Source organism: Maribacter halichondriae (assembly GCF_027474825.1).
Taxonomy (GTDB): Bacteria; Bacteroidota; Bacteroidia; order Flavobacteriales; family Flavobacteriaceae; genus Meishania; species Meishania halichondriae.
On record NZ_CP107030.1, the window covers coordinates 3,688,139 to 3,705,597 of the forward strand.

Annotated in this window: 16 protein-coding genes and 3 pseudogenes; 10 read left to right on the forward strand and 9 right to left on the reverse strand. The window is 41.5% G+C overall.

Annotation, left to right across the window (positions count from 1 at the left end):
* Positions 1-6: 6 nt before the first annotated feature.
* Positions 7-1,467, forward strand: a complete 1,461-nt coding sequence (locus N8A86_RS17245; protein WP_273566503.1) for an aminoacyl-histidine dipeptidase — start codon at positions 7-9, stop codon at positions 1,465-1,467.
* A gap of 52 nt (positions 1,468-1,519) precedes the next feature.
* On the opposite strand, the gene N8A86_RS17250 is transcribed toward N8A86_RS17245, so the two are convergent.
* Genes N8A86_RS17250 through N8A86_RS17260 form a run of 3 tightly spaced genes read right to left on the reverse strand, consistent with a single transcriptional unit; the run spans position 1,520 to position 4,221 of the window.
* The gene (locus N8A86_RS17250; protein WP_273566504.1) at positions 1,520-2,641 is read right to left on the reverse strand and encodes a peptidylprolyl isomerase; all 1,122 of its coding nucleotides are present in this window, start codon (positions 2,639-2,641) and stop codon (positions 1,520-1,522) included.
* 12 nt (positions 2,642-2,653) lie between these two features.
* The gene (gene gldI, locus N8A86_RS17255) at positions 2,654-3,208 is read right to left on the reverse strand and encodes a gliding motility-associated peptidyl-prolyl isomerase GldI (protein WP_273566505.1); all 555 of its coding nucleotides are present in this window, start codon (positions 3,206-3,208) and stop codon (positions 2,654-2,656) included.
* Positions 3,205-4,221, reverse strand: a complete 1,017-nt coding sequence (locus N8A86_RS17260; RefSeq protein WP_273566506.1) for a DHH family phosphoesterase — start codon at positions 4,219-4,221, stop codon at positions 3,205-3,207. The genes gldI and N8A86_RS17260 overlap by 4 nt, the downstream gene beginning before the upstream one ends.
* A gap of 226 nt (positions 4,222-4,447) precedes the next feature.
* Between N8A86_RS17260 and N8A86_RS17265 the strand changes: the two genes are divergently transcribed.
* Entirely contained in the window at positions 4,448-5,485 is a 1,038-nt protein-coding gene (locus tag N8A86_RS17265) for an alkaline phosphatase D family protein (RefSeq protein WP_273566507.1), read from the forward strand.
* Between the two features lie 48 nt (positions 5,486-5,533).
* Entirely contained in the window at positions 5,534-5,959 is a 426-nt protein-coding gene (locus tag N8A86_RS17270; protein WP_273566508.1) for a nucleoside-diphosphate kinase, read from the forward strand.
* Positions 5,960-6,089: 130 nt separating this feature from the next.
* On the opposite strand, the gene N8A86_RS17275 is transcribed toward N8A86_RS17270, so the two are convergent.
* From N8A86_RS17275 to recF, 3 genes are all read right to left on the reverse strand, one after another.
* Positions 6,090-6,386 carry a DciA family protein gene (locus tag N8A86_RS17275; RefSeq protein WP_273566509.1) on the reverse strand — a complete coding sequence of 99 codons (297 nt, stop codon included), beginning with the start codon at positions 6,384-6,386 and terminating at the stop codon, positions 6,090-6,092.
* Positions 6,386-6,712, reverse strand: a complete 327-nt coding sequence (locus N8A86_RS17280) for a hypothetical protein (RefSeq protein ID WP_273566510.1) — start codon at positions 6,710-6,712, stop codon at positions 6,386-6,388. Before N8A86_RS17280 ends, N8A86_RS17275 begins: the two co-directional genes overlap by 1 nt.
* A gap of 293 nt (positions 6,713-7,005) precedes the next feature.
* Positions 7,006-8,088, reverse strand: a complete 1,083-nt coding sequence (gene recF / locus N8A86_RS17285) for a DNA replication/repair protein RecF (RefSeq protein ID WP_273566511.1) — start codon at positions 8,086-8,088, stop codon at positions 7,006-7,008.
* Between the two features lie 126 nt (positions 8,089-8,214).
* Between recF and N8A86_RS17290 the strand changes: the two genes are divergently transcribed.
* The 7 genes and pseudogenes from N8A86_RS17290 to N8A86_RS17320 all read left to right on the forward strand — a co-directional run bounded on the left by N8A86_RS17290 (position 8,215) and on the right by N8A86_RS17320 (position 14,587).
* Positions 8,215-8,982 carry a tetratricopeptide repeat protein gene (locus N8A86_RS17290; RefSeq protein WP_273566512.1) on the forward strand — a complete coding sequence of 256 codons (768 nt, stop codon included), beginning with the start codon at positions 8,215-8,217 and terminating at the stop codon, positions 8,980-8,982.
* A pseudogene (gene ribH / locus N8A86_RS17295) lies at positions 8,982-9,462 on the forward strand (6,7-dimethyl-8-ribityllumazine synthase). Before N8A86_RS17290 ends, ribH begins: the two are co-directional and overlap by 1 nt.
* Positions 9,463-9,624: 162 nt before the next feature.
* Positions 9,625-9,918, forward strand: coding sequence for a riboflavin synthase subunit beta (locus N8A86_RS17300; protein WP_337251650.1), 294 nt, complete (start codon positions 9,625-9,627; stop codon positions 9,916-9,918).
* Positions 9,918-11,763: pseudogene (gene mutL, locus N8A86_RS17305) on the forward strand (DNA mismatch repair endonuclease MutL). The gene N8A86_RS17300 and the pseudogene mutL overlap by 1 nt, the downstream one beginning before the upstream one ends.
* Positions 11,764-12,509: pseudogene (locus N8A86_RS22080) on the forward strand (rhomboid family intramembrane serine protease). It begins immediately after the preceding pseudogene.
* Positions 12,506-13,378, forward strand: coding sequence for a rhomboid family protein (locus tag N8A86_RS17315; protein ID WP_273566514.1), 873 nt, complete (start codon positions 12,506-12,508; stop codon positions 13,376-13,378). The pseudogene N8A86_RS22080 and the gene N8A86_RS17315 overlap by 4 nt, the downstream one beginning before the upstream one ends.
* A 159-nt stretch (positions 13,379-13,537) precedes the next feature.
* Positions 13,538-14,587 carry an endonuclease/exonuclease/phosphatase family protein gene (locus N8A86_RS17320; RefSeq protein WP_273566515.1) on the forward strand — a complete coding sequence of 350 codons (1,050 nt, stop codon included), beginning with the start codon at positions 13,538-13,540 and terminating at the stop codon, positions 14,585-14,587.
* Here N8A86_RS17320 and N8A86_RS17325 read toward each other — a convergent pair.
* From N8A86_RS17325 to lepB, 3 genes are all read right to left on the reverse strand, one after another.
* Positions 14,564-14,890: a DUF6122 family protein gene (locus N8A86_RS17325; protein ID WP_273566516.1), complete on the reverse strand. Its 327-nt coding sequence runs from the start codon at positions 14,888-14,890 to the stop codon at positions 14,564-14,566. The two genes, N8A86_RS17320 and N8A86_RS17325, sit on opposite strands and share 24 nt — an antisense overlap.
* On the reverse strand, positions 14,883-15,515 hold the full coding sequence (locus N8A86_RS17330; RefSeq protein WP_273566517.1) for a WbqC family protein: 633 nt from the start codon (positions 15,513-15,515) through the stop codon (positions 14,883-14,885). The genes N8A86_RS17325 and N8A86_RS17330 overlap by 8 nt, the downstream gene beginning before the upstream one ends.
* Before the next feature lie 175 nt (positions 15,516-15,690).
* Complete coding sequence (gene lepB, locus N8A86_RS17335; protein WP_273566518.1) at positions 15,691-17,454, reverse strand: signal peptidase I; 1,764 nt, start codon at positions 17,452-17,454, stop codon at positions 15,691-15,693.
* Positions 17,455-17,459: the final 5 nt, after the last annotated feature.

A 17,459-nucleotide genomic window follows, 5' to 3' on the forward strand; every position in this document is an offset into this window, starting at 1 on the left:
TTCGCTATGAACAAAACGATACACGACTTAGAGCCCAAATCACTTTGGAAGAATTTTTCAGATTTGAATGCAGTTCCTCGACCCTCTAAGAAAGAAGAACGTGTGATAGCGTTTATGATGGATTTTGGAAAATCACTGGAGCTCGAGACCTTTACCGATGAAGTAGGCAATGTAATCATTCGAAAACCGGCTACTGAAGGTATGAAGGACCGAAAAAGTGTCGTACTACAATCGCATCTTGATATGGTACACCAAAAGAATGCCGATACCGTTTTTGATTTTGATACCCAAGGCATCGAAATGTACATCGATGGGGATTGGGTCAAGGCAAATGGGACAACACTTGGTGCCGACAACGGTATCGGGGTCGCTACGATTATGGCTCTGTTGGAAAGTACGGATATACCCCACCCTGATTTGGAAGCCTTGTTCACAATCGATGAAGAAACAGGCATGACCGGGGCGATGGGATTAAAAGGTGATGTTTTAAAAGGCGAAATACTTTTGAACCTAGATACGGAAGAGGATGATGAAATCGATATCGGCTGTGCGGGAGGTATCGATGTAAACGCGGAACGCGAATACAATGAAAAAGATATACCGAGTTCGTTAATAGGATATAAGATAACGGTAGACGGGCTAAAAGGCGGTCATAGTGGCATTGAAATTCATAAAGGCTTGGGCAACGCCAATAAGATTATGAATCGCGTATTGTTTTGTGCCTCATCCGAGTTTGCGGTGCGAATTGCCGAAATCGATGGAGGAGGTCTTCGCAATGCCATTCCCCGAGAAAGCGTTGCCCATATCGCAGTAGCTAAATCACAGGCTGATGAGTTTGAAAATTCATTTGCAAAGCTCGCAGCCACAATTAAGAATGAACTTGAAATTATGGAGCCTGGCCTTGCCATTCGATGTGAGAAAGGCTCTCTTCCTAATAAAATTATGGGTCTGGGGTCTCAAGAGAAATTCATCAAAGCGGTCTACGCGGCCCATAACGGAGTGTATGCCATGAGTGCATCGATTCCTGATTTGGTAGAAACTTCGAACAATATAGCCCGTGTTTTTGTCAAGGATGGGAAGATTAAAGTGGGATGTCTGACCCGTTCTTCCGTCGATTCGGCAAAAATCGATTTGGCAAATACCTTGAAGTCCGCTTTTGAACTAGCCGGATTCGAAGTTGTATTTGGAGGTAATTATCCTGGTTGGAATCCCAATCCGGATTCGGAAATTCTTGAAGTTTTGAAGTCTAAATATCAACAGCTGTTCAGTGAGAAACCCAAAGTAGTCGCGTGCCATGCCGGACTCGAATGCGGAATATTGGGGCAAAACTATCGTGACATGGATATGATCAGTTTCGGACCGACCATAAAAGGAGCCCATTCACCCGATGAGCGTGTGAGAATCTCCTCGGTACAGAAATTCTGGAAGTTTGTTCTGGTGATTCTTGAGGATATTCCCAAGAAATAAATGCCTTGGCTTTTTGTTTGCCAAGGCATTTATTGATTTTCTATGTATTGTACTACTGCGCTATACCCGTAATCTCAAGATCAAAGATAGTTTCTGAATTCGGCGGAATAGGTCCGGCACCTTGTGCTCCCCATCCCAAATGAGGGGGTAAGAACACACGTAATTTGTCGCCCACTTTCATGCTTAACAATGCTTCCCTAAAACCAGCAACCAATCGTGATTCGGGTGAATATTCCATAGGCGTGGCTTCGTAACTTCCATTTAGTTTATCTTGTTCAGTGAACCTGCCATATTTTTTAGCGATTTCTTCATCATTACTGTCGAATAACGTACCATCGGCCAAGTAACCGGCATAGATTACGTTCACTCGCTGCCCGACCTTAGGTTTTTCACCCGTACCTTCCTTAATTCGAAGCACTTTTAGGCCCGACGGCAGTTCTTCCGCTTTTTCTCTTTGTGCATTTAATTCAGCTACAACTTCTGCCGACATTCTTTCTTTCTCGGCAAGCAGGGCCTGCTCCTCCGCGAAGTAATCGCTCATTACTTGAGGTGCATCGAATTTTTTGGCCGCTTTACCATTGCGTATAATTTCAACCGTCTTCATAACGATATCGTCCAAGGGGCGATTTAACGTCATTTGATCTTTTGAAACCGTCACGTTCGCTATGGAGTCTACTACATCAAGACCTTCGACGACTTCACCGAATACGGTATGCTTGCCATCGAGCCAAGGGGCTTCCCCGTGGAGAATGAAGAATTGGCTTCCATTTGTGTTTGGCGGTCCAGGGTTTGCCATTGAAATAATTCCGGGCTTATTATGACGGAGCGAATCATGTATCTCGTCCTTGAATTTATAGCCAGGCCCTCCCATGCCCCTTCCAAGGGGATCTCCACCTTGTATCATAAAATCTTTCATTACCCTATGGAAAATGAGGCCGTCGAAATACTTTTTTCCTTTTAAGCTATCCGATACGAAAGGGCTAGTACCTTCGGCCAAAGAAACGAAATTGGCAACGGTTACGGGCGTTTTATCATGCTCTAAGCGCAAGATGATATCTCCTTTATTGGTCTCGATATCCGCAAAAAGTCCGTCACCCAAATCGGGATGTTGACTTGATTTGCAGGCCGAAAAAACCATGGTCAATGTGATAATTAATAAATACGCTTTCTTCATTATTAGTAGAGTTTAATTTTGAATAGTATCTTGAGGTTCTTCAATTTTGAATAGGGTAATCGTCGATCGTACCGGTATATTTACACCTACGCGGTCGTTATCCCCCTGATAGCCAAAGGCCAATGACGAAGGATATAAAAAGGTAGCCGTTTCATTTTCCTTCAGAAGTTTGACACTGTTGCGCAGTCCTGGAAATAGTTCTTGTTTGTCGACCTTATATTTTATAACGCCTATCTCGTCGTGCGAGTATATGGTATCGTTGTCGAAACCCATAATATTATAGGTCATCGTCACCAAATCATCGGGTCGCGCCGTATAATCGGAGTTTTCGTTTTTCTTCTGGTAGTAGTACCATGATCCGCTCGCACTTTGTTCGTACAAGTGCAACGAATCGTTGGCGATATATTCTTGAATCATTTCTTCTTCGGCCTCCAAAAGTTTTTTGTTTCGTTCGATATCTCCTCCAAAATACGTGCTTGATTTTACTTTGACCGGTCTTCTAGGTTCCGGACCGCCGCAACCTATCATAAAAATTGCCGTGAAAATTAAAATAGCGAATGGCCTCATGACTTTAATTGATTTTTGTATGAATTTAGAAGGGATTCAAAACGGGTCGCGGTTTCAGGCAATGAAAGTTCACTTCTACCGCCCGCTGCATTGTCATGTCCTCCGCCATCAAAATGGGCTCTTGCAAATTCATTAACCGAAAATTCTCCCACCGACCGAAACGATATTTTGATTATGCCTTCCTCTTTATTTTCTATAAAAATCACGGCAAATATAATGCCTTCCAAAGTCAATCCATAGTTTACGAAGCCTTCGGTATCTCCTTTTTGATATCCATACGCGTCCAATTCTTCCTGACTTAAGGTGATGTAGGCCGTTCTATAGTTTTCTAGAATGACCATATTTTTAAGGGCGCAGCCTAAAAGATGTAAACGATTTGGAGAATTGGTATCGTAAATTTGATGATGAATGGTCGTGTTCCTTGCTCCTTTTTCGATTAGGTCGGCTACGACAATATGTGTCCTGCTGGTGGTAGATGCGAATTTAAAGGAGCCGGTATCGGTCATAATACCTGTATAGAGGCAATCGGCAATTTCGGGTGTTATTTTATCCGTATCCCCTAAAGACGCTATGAAATTGTACACCATTTCACAAGTTGAACTCATGGTCACGTCAGAGTAGGTGATCAATGCATAATCAGCTGGGGACTGATGGTGATCTATCATGATAAAGGTAGCGGTTGATTTTTCCAAAAAGGATTCCATTTGTCCAATGCGTCCCAAGTGATTAAAGTCAAGGGTAAAAATAAGGGTTGCAGCATCTATTTTTTCGCGCGCCTGCGAATTCTCCCGTTCAAAATTCAAGATATGCTCGTTACCGGGCATCCATTTCAGAAACTTAGGATAATCGTTGGGGGCTATGATGGTCGCCTCTTGCCCCGTATTGTTGAGGTAGTGCCATAGTGCAAGGGTAGACCCGATGGCATCCCCATCCGGGTTTTTATGGGGAACGATTACAATTTTTTGTGGCACCGAAAGCAATTGCTTTACGGTCTGTATATCCTCAAAATTCATGCGGGCAAAGATACAATTTAAAAAAATACTCCTACCAATTAGAAATCCGAGTTTTTGTGCCTTTCTTTTTCCCTTTCCCGGCGTTAAAATTTTAAACCGTAGCTTGGGCTATGCTTGAAAATTTTGTCTTGGGAAAGAAAAAAACAAATTTCCCAAAATCCCCAGATTTCCAATTGGCGGGAGTATGTGTAAAGTCCTATTTTTGTGCTCAACGAAAAAATAGACGATGAGGTACTTCTATAGTTTTCTGGCCCTTTTAATTTTTGCGGTTTCTTGTAAATCTGCGGGAACCCTATCGAAAAAAGAAATTCTGCAGACGGAATCGAGTGATTTTACCATCGCCTTCGGGTCGTGTAACAAGACCGATAAAGAGAATCTTTTGTGGGACGATATTTGGGCCGTTGACCCCGATATATGGATTTGGGGAGGAGACAATATTTACGCCGATACCGATGATATGGAAAAGCTACGGGCTATGTATCAACAACAAAATCAAGTAGCAGGCTATGCTAGCTTAAAGGAAGAAGTTCCGATTATCGGCACTTGGGACGATCATGACTATGGATTGAACGATGGGGGAGTGGAATTCTCGGCAAAAAAAGAAAGCCAACAAGAATTTTTGGATTTCTTGAAAGTACCGAAAAACAGCCCAAGACGAAGTCAAGAAGGTGTCTATAACTCACATGATTATAAAACCGAAGCCGGCCATATAAAAGTGTTAGTGCTGGATACGCGCTATTTCAGAACCGCACTGACCCCTGATACCGAGACAAAAAAGCGTACCAAACCCAACTCTTATGGAAAGGGAACTGTTTTGGGCGCCGAGCAATGGAAATGGTTTGAAAAAGAATTGAACCGGTCAAAGGCCGATTTCAATATTATCGTAAGTAGTATACAGGTGCTATCGAACGAACACGGATTTGAAACTTGGGGCAATTTTCCGCATGAGGTGGAGAAATTGGAAAAATTGATTTCAGATTCCCGGGCAAAAGGGATAATCGTATTGTCGGGAGACCGCCATATTTCCGAGTTTTCAAAGAAAAGTATTTCCGGACTTGATTATCCCCTTATCGATTTTACCAGTAGTGGGCTGACCCATGCCTATCGCGATTTTTCGGGAGAACCTAATCCGTTTCGGGTGGGGGAAGTTGTTTTTACGGAGAGTTTTGGGGTGTTAGAGTTTGATATAGAAAGAAGAAAGGTCCAATTCAAAATGATAGGTAATAATGGCACATTGCTTCAAACCATAGAACAGTCCTATTAATGATTGTGGGTTTTGGAATAAACCGTATTTTTGCACAAAATTTTACGCATGTCAACAAGAACGAACAGAACATTTACCATGATTAAACCTGATGCGGTCGAGAATGGCCACATCGGTGCTATACTTGAAAAAATAACTTCGGCCGGTTTTAAGATCGTGGCCCTAAAATATACGCAGCTCAGTAGGAGGGATGCACAGGAATTCTACTCCATTCACAAAGAACGTCCGTTTTTTGGTGAATTGGTACAGTTTATGACCCGAGGCCCAATCGTATCAGCTATTCTTGAAAAAGAAAACGCGGTAGAAGATTTTCGTGCCTTGATTGGTGCCACAAACCCTGCCGAAGCTGCAGAAGGCACCATTCGCAAGTTATTCGCCAAAGATATCGGCGAGAATGCGGTACATGGATCCGACAGTGATGAAAATGCTGCCATCGAAGGTGCTTTTCACTTTTCGGGCAGGGAGGTTTATTAAATTTCAGATAGAAAGATATTAAAATTTAAAAACCCGGTAAATGATATTTATCGGGTTTTCCTATTGAGTGTTGAATCAACAATTTTTATTCTAAACATCAACCATCAACCATCGACCATCGACCATCGACCTATCTCAACACCAACTTCTTTACCAATTCCTTCCCTAGCTCTTCATTGAGCATATTGATGATTTTAGTCTTTCCATGGCTTAGTTCTTCGCGTAGTACAGAGGAAGAAAGCGATACAAAAAGGGTTTCGCCCCGAAGTTCAACGGTCGTGGTATAATTGTTCACTCCATTGCCCATAAGATTAGCCCAGGCATCGCGTACGTTGACCTTGTCAATTCCCTTTTCAAGCTTGTTGACTTTGATGAATTCTTGAAGCGCATCACCCAGGGGAATACCCGTACTTTTTCGTTTCGCCATTACTTTGGAATGTTAATAGGAATGAATCGCCCGTATTCGTAAATAAGTCCTTCTTCGTTTTGGAGCGAAAAACTATTTTCGGAAACCTTGAGAAGCACTTCCGACCAAGTATTCGCCCCATTTTTATATTGTAATAGAAATGTACCCTCTTTTTCCGAGATTACAAAAGGTTGGGCGTCATTGGAGGTGTCAAAGGTACCATTCAATTTGGGTTGTACCTTTTTACGAAATCCTTTTTTATCCTCTAATTTTATAAAATCAATACTAGTATTCACCGTATAGTCCTTCTTTTTCCATCCGGGAACACGACTTCCTTGATTTCCCAATAACCGTTTAAATGACCAAGGTCTTCAGCGGTAGGGGAATTGGAACATCCTGAAAGAATGAAAAAAAGTGCTACTGTACGATAGATATTCAACTTTTAATAATTTTAATAAGTAAATAAGTAATCAGTGGACAGCAATCAGTAGGTGTGTCTCATTAAAAAAATATAATAAAGAATGTAATCAATTCCTTCTCCACTCAACCAATCTACTTTTTTTACCAACTTCCTTCTTCCTTCTTCCTTCTTCCTTCTTCCTTCTTCCTTCTTCCTTCTTCCTTCTTCCTTCTTCCAACCTCACTCCAATTTAAAAATTTTATAAGACTGGTGAATTTTTTTTACCACATTTTCGGTGCGCTCGGCGTGGGTGTCGCTTATAAAAATTTGTCCAAAGTTCTCATTGTCGACCAAGGTTATAATATGGCTGACGCGGTTTTCATCCAACTTATCAAAAATATCGTCCAATAGCAAAATCGGAGTGGTTTTGGCCAGTTCTTTGATAAAATGGAATTGTGCAAGTTTCAAGGCGATCAAAAAGGATTTCTGCTGCCCTTGACTTCCGAATTTTTTGATGGGGTGTCCTGAAATCTCAAAACTTAAATCGTCTTTATGGATTCCTACACTGGTATACTGTACGGCCCTGTCTTTTTCAAGATTGCTTTCTAATAGGTTCAATAATGTATCTGTGGCAAGCTTACTTTCGTATGACAAGGTGACCTCTTCGTTACCCCCTGAAATAATGGCATATTGTTCCTTGAAAATGGAGATAAACGGCTTCATGAAGGCGGTGCGCTTTTCGTAAATCGTAGTTCCTAAATGGTTCAATTGCTCATTGTAGACCGTTAGGGTGGCGGAATCAAAAGTATGGTTGGCGCCAAAGTATTTCAACAATGCATTGCGTTGCGATACGACCTTATTATATTTTATGAGCGTCTGTAAATACTCTTTATCGGATTGGGAAATGACCCCATCGATAAATTTTCGACGGGTATCACTACCTTCGATGATAAGATCCCGGTCCGCCGGAGAAATGATGACCAAGGGCAGGAGTCCGATATGATCAGAAAGTCGGTCATAGGCTTTCCCGTTTCGTTTGATTATTTTTTGCATGCCTCGTTTCAGGCTACACACCACCTTTTCCTCACGTTTGTTTTTAACGAACTCCCCATCGATTACAAAGAAATCCTCATCATGTTTTATATTCTGTGTCGCGATGGGGTTAAAATAACTTTTTCCAAAAGAAAGATGATAAATGGCGTCTAAGATGTTGGTTTTGCCAACACCGTTAGGTCCTACGAAACAGTTGATTTTATCATCAAAATCGAATGAACTGGAACTAAAATTTTTGTAATTAATAAGGGAGAGTCGGTTTAAAAACATTCCAAAGAGGGGTAGTATTATGTTTAGCCATAATCGGGTGGGCTGCAAATTATCCAAAAATAACGAATAAATACCCCTCGCGATTTCAATAAAAACTTTATTTTTGCGCGACCAATAAAAATAGCAATGGCTACATATAAAAAGAGAGGCTTTAAACCCAAAAATAAAGCTGAAGAGCAACAATTCGATGAGCATGGGAGTACAACAGCTGAGGTATTCAGCACCTTGGACCAGAGTGCTTCGAAAACTGAGGCATGGGTCGCCAAGAATCAAAATTATATTTTGGGTGTTATCGGAATCATTGCCGTTGGGGTTTTGGGATATTTGGCCTACAATCAATTTGTGCAGAAACCAAAGGATGCCGAAGCGACGAACGAATTGTTATATCCACAACAATATTTTGAGCAGGCAATGAACAATGCTGTTGCAAAAGATTCACTATTCACGCTGGCCCTTGAGGGTGCCGAGGGGAAATATGGATTTTTGGACATTATCGATGAATATCCTGGCACAAAAGCTTCGAACCTTGCCAATTACTCCGCAGGAATGGCTTATTTGAACATGAACAAGTATCAAGAAGCCATTGATTACTTGGAAGACTTTTCTTCCGAAGATGATATTTTAGGACCGTTGGCAAAAGGCGGACTAGGCGATGCCTTCATGCAATTGGGACAACCGCAAGATGCTTTGGGATATTATGAGAAGGCACTTGCCATGAGCACCAATGAATTTACGACTCCCAAATTTTTATACAAAGCCGGTGTTACGGCAATGGAGTTGAATCAGCATGACAAGGCACTACAATATTTTCAGCGCATAAAAGATGAATTCTCCACTTCGGACGAGGCAAGAACAATAGATGCTTTTATAGGCATGGCCAAAAGTGGAAAATAATGGCCACCGCAAATAAAAATTTATCGGTTTACGATAAGACTACGATCCCAAATGCGAAGCAACTTCGATTTGGGATCGTTGTTTCTGAATGGAACCATGAAATTACCGAAGGATTATTTACGGGTGCTAAAGAAGCACTTCTCGATTGTAGCGCACAAGAGAAAAACATAATCCGTTGGAACGTGCCCGGAAGTTTTGAGCTCACCTTCGGGTGTAAAAAAATGATTGCCGAGCAAAAGGTCGATGCGGTAATTGCCATCGGTAGCGTAATTAGGGAGGACCAAACATTTTGACTTTGTTTGCAGCGCCGCGGCCCAAGGGATAAAGGACCTTAATGTGCAGCTTGATATTCCTGTGATTTTCTGCGTACTTACCGACAATACACTTCAGCAAGCCCAAGAACGAAGTGGCGGTAAACATGGTAATAAGGGCACCGAGGCGGCTATTGCCGCTATCAAAATGGCCGTGCTTGGAAAATAAATTCTAAGTCCGACTTCTCGCCGCGCATTATAAATTGTAAATCGTATTTCGCACTTCCAGTTTCTAACCTCATATTTCGTACCTCAAAGAAACGTGTTAACAAATTTTGGCTTTCCGAATACGGCATATTTTTTGATTTTGAGTAACTTTGAATCAATGGGAATGTTATCAAAATTTACAAGACTCCGCGGAAATAAGAAGTATAACTATACGCCTCGTTACTTTGATGATAAAGGCAAGGGCAATCCCTATAAACTGGAACATAAGTTCGATGAATTCAGAACTACGGTAGACGCACCGCGCGGGTTAAAAGGTAAATTCGGCAATGCGATGTCCGATATGCGTCGTGAGGGAGACCGTAATCTAAAAATTCGAATGCTTATCATATTGGCCGTATTAATTCTCATCGTACTCTATGTCCTAGATTTCGATCTATCTATCTTCTTCTCTAAATAATGGCGGATATTATCAAACTTTTGCCGGATCACGTTGCCAATCAGATTGCGGCCGGTGAGGTAGTGCAACGACCTGCTTCGGTGGTAAAAGAACTTCTCGAAAATGCCATAGATGCTGGTGCCAACACGATAAAACTGATTGTAAAGGACGGAGGCAAGAATCTAATCCATGTGGTCGATAACGGTATAGGAATGAGCGAAACCGACGCCCGCCTTAGTTTTGAGCGACATGCCACTTCGAAAATCCGTCAAGCGGAAGACCTATTTAAGTTGGACACCAAAGGTTTTAGGGGAGAGGCCTTGGCTTCCATTGCGGCGATCGCGCATGTAGAGATGCAGACCAAGACCGAAAATACCGAGGTCGGAACACATTTGAAAATCGAAGGAAGTTCCATTGTTTTCCAAGAGGTCACGGTAACACCGAAGGGAACATCCATAGCGGTTAAAAATCTTTTTTTTAACATTCCTGCGAGACGTAATTTTTTAAAATCGAACCAGGTCGAGCTTCGGCATATTGTCGATGAGTTCCATCGCGTTGCTTTGGCGCATCCTAACATTGCATTTCATTTTTATAATAATGGAAGCGAACTTTTTAATTTGCCCCAAGCCAATCACAGACAGCGTATCGTACATGTTTTTGGCTCGAAGACCAATCCTAAATTGGTTCCGGTGCAAGAAGAGACCCAAGTAGTCAAAATCTCGGGCTATATCTCAAAACCGGAATTTGCAAAAAAGAGCAGGGGAGAGCAGTTTTTCTTTGTCAACAATCGATTTATCAAAAGTCCGTATCTGCACCATGCTGTTCTTGCGGCCTTCGAAGGCTTGATACGCCCCGATAGCTATCCAGGTTATTTTCTTTATTTGGAGGTTGATCCAGGTACGATCGATATCAATATCCATCCGACCAAAACAGAGGTCAAGTTCGACGATGAACATACTTTATATGCTATTTTACGGTCTACCATAAAGCATAGTCTCGGTCAATTCAATGTGGTTCCATCCCTTGATTTTGAACAAGACCAGAATCTTGAAACACCGTACGCCTACAAAGATAAGAATGCCGTGCTACCCGGTGTTACGGTCGATTCTGGATTTAATCCATTCAAGGAAGAAAGACGTTCTGTGACCAGTGCGACCTATAAAAAGGAGCGCGGAAGAAGCTGGGAAAGTATGTATATCGGGCTCGAAACTATGGATACCGATGAGGCCTTTGGAAGTATCCGCGTCGAATCGGACTCCATTACCGGATCGATTTTCGAGGGCCAACAGGATAGCATGGAGTCGGTCGCGACTACGTTTCAGCTTCGTAGAAAGTATATCGTTACTACTATAAAATCCGGAATGGTCGTTATCGATCAGAGTCGAGCTCACCAAAGGGTGCTTTATGAAAAAATTTTTGCGCAACGGCACCGTGAAACATACCGTAAGTCAACAATTGTTATTTCCTTTAGCGCTCTCATTCTCCAAGTCTGACGTAACTTTGCTGAACGATATTAAGGATAGCCTCATTACTATGGGCTTTGTTTTCGGTAGCATAAACGAAGATTTGGTAGAAGTGACCGGTGTTCCGGTTTTGGTGACAGAGAGTGAGGTGGGTATGGTTCTAGATCAATTGATCAGTGATTATCAGATGCAGGTCAGTGGACAAAATTTTTCCCAAACCGATATTATTTCAAAGACTTTGGCGAAAACCCTGTCGGTAAAGACGGGCGAAGTATTGGACAGTGAATCGCAATTGGCCCTGGTCAACGACTTGTTCGCTTGTAAGGAATCACAGGTGAGTCCGTTCAACAAACCGGTATATATTACCATTACCGAAAATGATATCGACAAAAAATTTATTTAGATGGCAAGACTCACAGAGGCAATAAAACACCTGCTCATCATCAATGTGCTCTTTTTCGTTGCGACTTCGCTTTATGGCGATCAGATGTACGAGTGGTTTGCACTGCATTTTCCTAAAAACGATAGTTTTCAGATATGGCAGATCGTAACACATATGTTCATGCACGGTGGCTTGATGCATATCGGTTTCAATATGTTCGCCCTTTGGATGTTCGGATCGCCCGTGGAGCAGAGCTTGGGAAAGAATCGTTTTTTGTTCCTATATTTTTCTGCAGGATTAGGGGCGATGTTATTTCAGTTGGGATACTATTATTTTAATTTTCTCCTGCCTTTTCCGAGTTGATCGATTCAGGATTGAATAATAACCAAATTTTACAAATGTTGGCAACAAATGAAACCATTGGGGATTTGGATACTACCCAAATTTCGAATTTGCGGGAAATATTCCCCATTTATAACGCTTCGATGGTCGGAGCTTCAGGGTGTATTATGGGGGTGCTGGCCGCATTTGGTATGATGAATCCGGAGGCGAAACTGATGTTGATATTTTTGCCAATTCCTATAAAAGCGAAATATTTTATTCCCGGAATTATTTTACTGGATGTTATTTCTGCCATTACAGGGCAATCGTTTTTCAGTCCCAGCAACACGGCGTATATGGCGCATGTCGGTGGTGCGGTAATCGGTTTTCTCACCATGTGGTATTGGAAAAGCAATAGTTTTAGCAACCGAAGATGGGACAAATGACCAGTGGAAATCTTAAATATCAATTCGCGAGATTAAGTGTCGCCGAAAAATTGATCGCCATCAATGTGGTTGTCTTTATCATCAACGCTTTGGTACCTTTTCTTCTGGGCATTTCAAAAAGTACTATCGATGAATGGTTTCATCTGCCCAAAGACTTTTTCGATTTTCTAGGGCAGCCTTGGTCATTGGTTACCTATTCCTTTTTTCATGGAGGATTGGGCCATATTTTTTGGAACATGTTGTTGCTCTACTTCTCAGGACGGATTTTCTTAAACCTTTTTGGTCCAAAACGTTTTATCACGGTATACTTTTTAGGGGTTATTTTCGGGGGATTGCTTTTTCTTTTGAGCTATAATGTATTACCCGGTCTCTTGGGAAACAACACGGCGCTTATAGGGGCCTCCGCAGGTGTCACCGCTATTCTTATATTCGTATGTACCTATATTCCCAACCAAGAAGTGCGTATCATCTTTTTAAATGTCAAACTTTGGCAGGTCGGCGTTTTTGTGGTCTTGATCGATTTGATTCAAATGCCCATGGGCAATGCCGGGGGGCATTTGGCGCATTTGGGAGGGGCGGCCTTGGGGTATGTGTACGCACGCCAATTACTCAATGGCAGGGATATCGGCGAGGGATTTACGAAATTTATCGATGGTCTTTCGAACCTATTCAAGAAAAAAGAAAAGAAAGCACCCTTGCGAACGGTACATCGAAAGAAAAAAGTTACCCAACCCAGCAAAGCTGAATATGACAGGCAAAGTCACCAACGAAAAATAGATTCTATTTTGGATAAAATAAGTAAGTCTGGCTATGAAAGTCTTTCAAAGGCCGAAAAAGATTTCTTGTTCAAAGCGGGTAAAGAAGATTGATTTAATGAAGTCATTTAAACTTTTTCTTTTACCTGCAAATTTCACATTTTGCACCCTAATTTTGCCATTTTTGATTACCGTAGCTATGGCTATGCTACTAAAAAATAACTTCATTAGGGCACAAAAGCCGAAATTCTCGGTTCCAAACAAAAAATTTAGATGACTTCAATGACTTCATGGCGAGGGTTATCCCTATTCAACAAAATTGTTTTTTTGGTCAATGGCTTTGTAGCCTTGCCGTTGTTTTTGGCAAGCTTTACCCCTTATGTTCCGATACATAAATTCCCCGCCCTGTCATTCTTGGGCTTGGCCGTTCCGGTTTTGGTAGTCGCCAATCTAATTTTTGTCATCTACTGGCTCTTAAGCCATCGACGATTTGCATTATTATCGGTGATAGTTTTGGTCATAGGTTTTTTTGCATTGGGAAACTTTATTAGACCTCCATTTGCGGGAAATGAAAACCTTGATGAGCAAGACCTCCGCATTATGACCTTTAACGTCAGGGGTTTCAACGGATATAAAGATATGGATGACAAAGCCATTAATTTGGCTACCGAGGCTTTTGTGATTGGAGAAAATGCGGATATTGTCTGTTTGCAGGAAGTGGGAAATATTGACAAGGATGAATATACGACCTATCCGTATAGATATGTCCAGAACAGTAGGGATTACGAGCGGGTACGACTCGGCATCTTATCGAAATATCCGATTATTGATGCACAAATCCTGAATTTTCCCGATACCTATAATAGTGGATCTTATGCCGATATCTTGTACAAAAACGATACCCTACGTATTTATAGCCTACATCTCCAATCCTTGGGTATTACACCAGGTAAGGGAGTCATTAAAAGTAGCTCTTCCGAGAAATTGTACAAACAATTGACCGGTTTTTTCAAGAAACAAGAAGATCAGGCAAAATATGTTGTGGAACATGCAAGTTGGGTGAATTACAAAACGATTATTTGTGGTGATTTCAACAACTCGCAATTTTCACGTACGTATAAAATTCTGCATCAAAATAGGTCGGATAGTTTTAAGGAGCAGGGCCAAGGTTATGGACGAACCTTTATATTTCATGGTGTTCCCGTACGGATCGATTTTATTTTGGCCGACCCGCAATTGGAGGTGACGGGTCACAAGAATTACGATATAGAATATTCAGATCATTTTCCAATAATGGCCTCATTTCGATTGAATGGCGAGTAACCAACAATCCGCAAGATCGGCGATAATATGAATGATGAGGGCAAGTCCGAACAAGCGTGTTTTCTTAAAGATGAATAAAACCAAATAACATATGATTGCGAAATAGCTATGTAGCGGATGATAGCCTATACTGCAACGTTGCGGATCGAATATGGGGTTTGCGATAAGATGATCTACATCTATAATGATTCCTGCAAGAAGTATTAGAATTGCCACCATTCTTTTCTCCTTCGGAAAGAAGGAAAATCCGATTGCTACAGGAACCAAAAAATGAATTCCGTAATGGATTAAAAACCTAAGCATTCAATGAAGGTAGCGATTGACTTTGAAGATAAGATAGGGTATTCGTTCCTTCATTGAACAAAAGATCCAAAATACTGGCATTTTCTACAAAGCCATGCCGGTCACCAAAGACTTGGGTATAGGGTGATTGTTCAATAGCAATAGTTTTCTTCGCATTTACCAAAGAACGTCCGTCAATATAATTTTTCGGTGATACTTCATAGATCTGGGTCTTGACTGTTGGCATTTGAATTTGAAGGCATTCACATACGATTTCAATGGTTCTTAGATTTAAATCCATTAAAAATTCTTGTTTTTTATCGAATAAGCTCACTAGGTCATCTTCATAATATTCAAAAAATGGAGAGGTTCTATAAGCGGTTTCCAAGGTGCGCCAATGCTGTCGTTGCCATGGGTAGGTATTGTCAACTTTTACATCTTTATATTTCTGCCGTCCTTGGTTTCCGCCCACATGACATATGGGAATATTGAGTACGTGTAGACCTCGATCATTACAGATATGGCAACGATTGCGAAAGGTCTGTTTTTGATAATTGTCAGCTGCCTCCCAAACGATTTCATGTTGAACCATAGTAGCGAAGCTTGCGATATTGGGAAAATAGGTAGGGTGTAGGAGGGTTTTCACGATTCAAGTTCAAAAATAAAATACAAATTCAACTACAAAAATCAAGTCCAAAAAACTTTAGGGGTTTATTATTTTAAAAAAAAGTTTATGAGTTTAGAAAAAACTAATTTGTCCACTTACCACTTACCACTTACCACTTACCACTTACCACTTACCACTTACCACTTACCACCACTTACTGACTACTTTTTTTACGTTTTTTCCAAAAGTAATCACCGATAAAATAGAGTGCGAGCGCAATCAAGAAGTATCTGAAGTATGAAACAGGATCACCACTCCCATGAACCGTAGTAAAAATTCGGTCCCAACGCGGTTTCCATTTCCAAGGTGGATTTACATTTAGTCCTTTCGCATCCTTAAAATTATCGAAGCTTAACCAAATAAATATAGGTGTGCCTACGATGTGGTTTTCAGGAACATAGCCCCATGCGCGGCTGTCCTCCGAATGATCGCGGTTATCGCCCATCATCCAATAATAGTCTTGTTTGAAGGTGTAGCTATCAGCCACCTCACCGTTTATCACGACCTGGTTGCCCTTCACGCTGACCTTGTTTCGCTCATACTCTCGAATTATCTTTTTATATAGGGGTAGCACCTTTAAATTTAGCGAAACCGTAGTCCCGGCCTTCGGAATATAGATAGGGCCCATTTGGTCGTAGTTCCATGGGTAATCTGGACTTTGAGGGAAAAGATTTATGCCTCTTTTTCCGACGGGCTCGACTACTCTGACCACAGAATCAATAGCACTACTGTTTCTAAGCTGTTGTACCATTTCGTTCGTCAAGGTGGCCTGTCTCGCGCGACCCGTTTCCTCGGTAAGGGCAATACCATATTTGCGGATTGCCTCTATCGGAATCCCTTGGTTTTTGGTAATCAACTCAAATTTACCATCGGCTCTTTTGTTGAAACCTAAAATATATTCGTTGACAATATTGGCTTGATCTTGATTCAGTCCCGCTACGACAAATGTGCGGTTGAATTCCTCGACACCAACTTCTTGTAGCAGTTTGGAGGAAACCCCTTTATTGGAATATACCATATAATCGTATTGTGCCTTTGCCCTATCGGGAAGTTCCAATTGTTTTCCATTGATAAACACATAACCATCCCTGACTTCAAGAGAATCACCCGGCAACCCAACGCAACGTTTTACGTAATTCGATTTTTTGTCGATGGGTTTGCGAATTCCTTCTTCTTTTTTGAAAAAGTAACGTACGGTATCGGCAGGCCAACTAAAGACGACGATTTCATTTCTTTTAATTTTCTTAAAGCCCGGCAACCTGAAATAAGGAAGTTGTAATTTATTCTTCCATGAAGTTTTATACTCGTCCCTATCGACTTCCGCAAGATAGGAAGGGATTCCTAAAACGGGTAAGGTATCATGGACCATAGGCGCCGCAACGGTCGTCATGGGTGCTCGAGCTCCATAATGAAATTTACTTACAAAAAGCAGGTCTCCGATACGTAGCGTACGTTCCAAAGAACCGGTAGGTATTACGTAGGGCTGAATAAAATAGGTATGGACCAATGTCGCCGCTACAATGGCAAATACAATTGAACTGACCCATTCGCCGGCGGCTGAACGGGGTTGTAGACTGCGGTCTTTTATATGTTGAACATCCAACATATAGTTGACGTAGTAAATGTAAAAACCTAAGGTCAATATGACCAACCAGGTTTCTAAAAGGCTATGGCGACCAAAACTTCGAATGGTCTCGACCCAAATAACCGGGAACATCAACAAATTGATTATGGGAATGAACAACAAAATAACCCACCATTTCGGCCGATTGATGATTTGCATCAAAACAATCGCATTATAGACCGGTATGGCTGCCTCCCAAGCTTTTCTACCCGCTTTCACATACAATTTCCAAGTACCCAGAAAATGAATGACCTGAACGATTAAAATAAATAGTATCCAACCTGTTGCGTCCATGTTGT

Excerpts from the sequence above, each read along its gene's own strand:
- N8A86_RS17250 (WP_273566504.1), bottom strand. The coding sequence starts at position 2,641 with ATGAAGAAAGCGTATTTATTAATTATCACATTGACCATGGTTTTTTCG.
- N8A86_RS17265 (WP_273566507.1), top strand. The coding sequence starts at position 4,448 with ATGAGGTACTTCTATAGTTTTCTGGCCCTTTTAATTTTTGCGGTTTCT.
- N8A86_RS17325 (WP_273566516.1), bottom strand. The coding sequence starts at position 14,890 with ATGCTTAGGTTTTTAATCCATTACGGAATTCATTTTTTGGTTCCTGTA.
- N8A86_RS17300 (WP_337251650.1), top strand. The coding sequence starts at position 9,625 with ATGTTATCAAAATTTACAAGACTCCGCGGAAATAAGAAGTATAACTAT.
- lepB (WP_273566518.1), bottom strand. The coding sequence starts at position 17,454 with ATGGACGCAACAGGTTGGATACTATTTATTTTAATCGTTCAGGTCATT.
- N8A86_RS17260 (WP_273566506.1), bottom strand. The coding sequence starts at position 4,221 with ATGAATTTTGAGGATATACAGACCGTAAAGCAATTGCTTTCGGTGCCA.
- recF (WP_273566511.1), bottom strand. The coding sequence starts at position 8,088 with ATGTTTTTAAACCGACTCTCCCTTATTAATTACAAAAATTTTAGTTCC.
- N8A86_RS17275 (WP_273566509.1), bottom strand. The coding sequence starts at position 6,386 with ATGGCGAAACGAAAAAGTACGGGTATTCCCCTGGGTGATGCGCTTCAA.
- N8A86_RS17315 (WP_273566514.1), top strand. The coding sequence starts at position 12,506 with ATGACCAGTGGAAATCTTAAATATCAATTCGCGAGATTAAGTGTCGCC.
- gldI (WP_273566505.1), bottom strand. The coding sequence starts at position 3,208 with ATGAGGCCATTCGCTATTTTAATTTTCACGGCAATTTTTATGATAGGT.
- N8A86_RS17290 (WP_273566512.1), top strand. The coding sequence starts at position 8,215 with ATGGCTACATATAAAAAGAGAGGCTTTAAACCCAAAAATAAAGCTGAA.
- N8A86_RS17245 (WP_273566503.1), top strand. The coding sequence starts at position 7 with ATGAACAAAACGATACACGACTTAGAGCCCAAATCACTTTGGAAGAAT.
- N8A86_RS17270 (WP_273566508.1), top strand. The coding sequence starts at position 5,534 with ATGTCAACAAGAACGAACAGAACATTTACCATGATTAAACCTGATGCG.
- N8A86_RS17320 (WP_273566515.1), top strand. The coding sequence starts at position 13,538 with ATGACTTCAATGACTTCATGGCGAGGGTTATCCCTATTCAACAAAATT.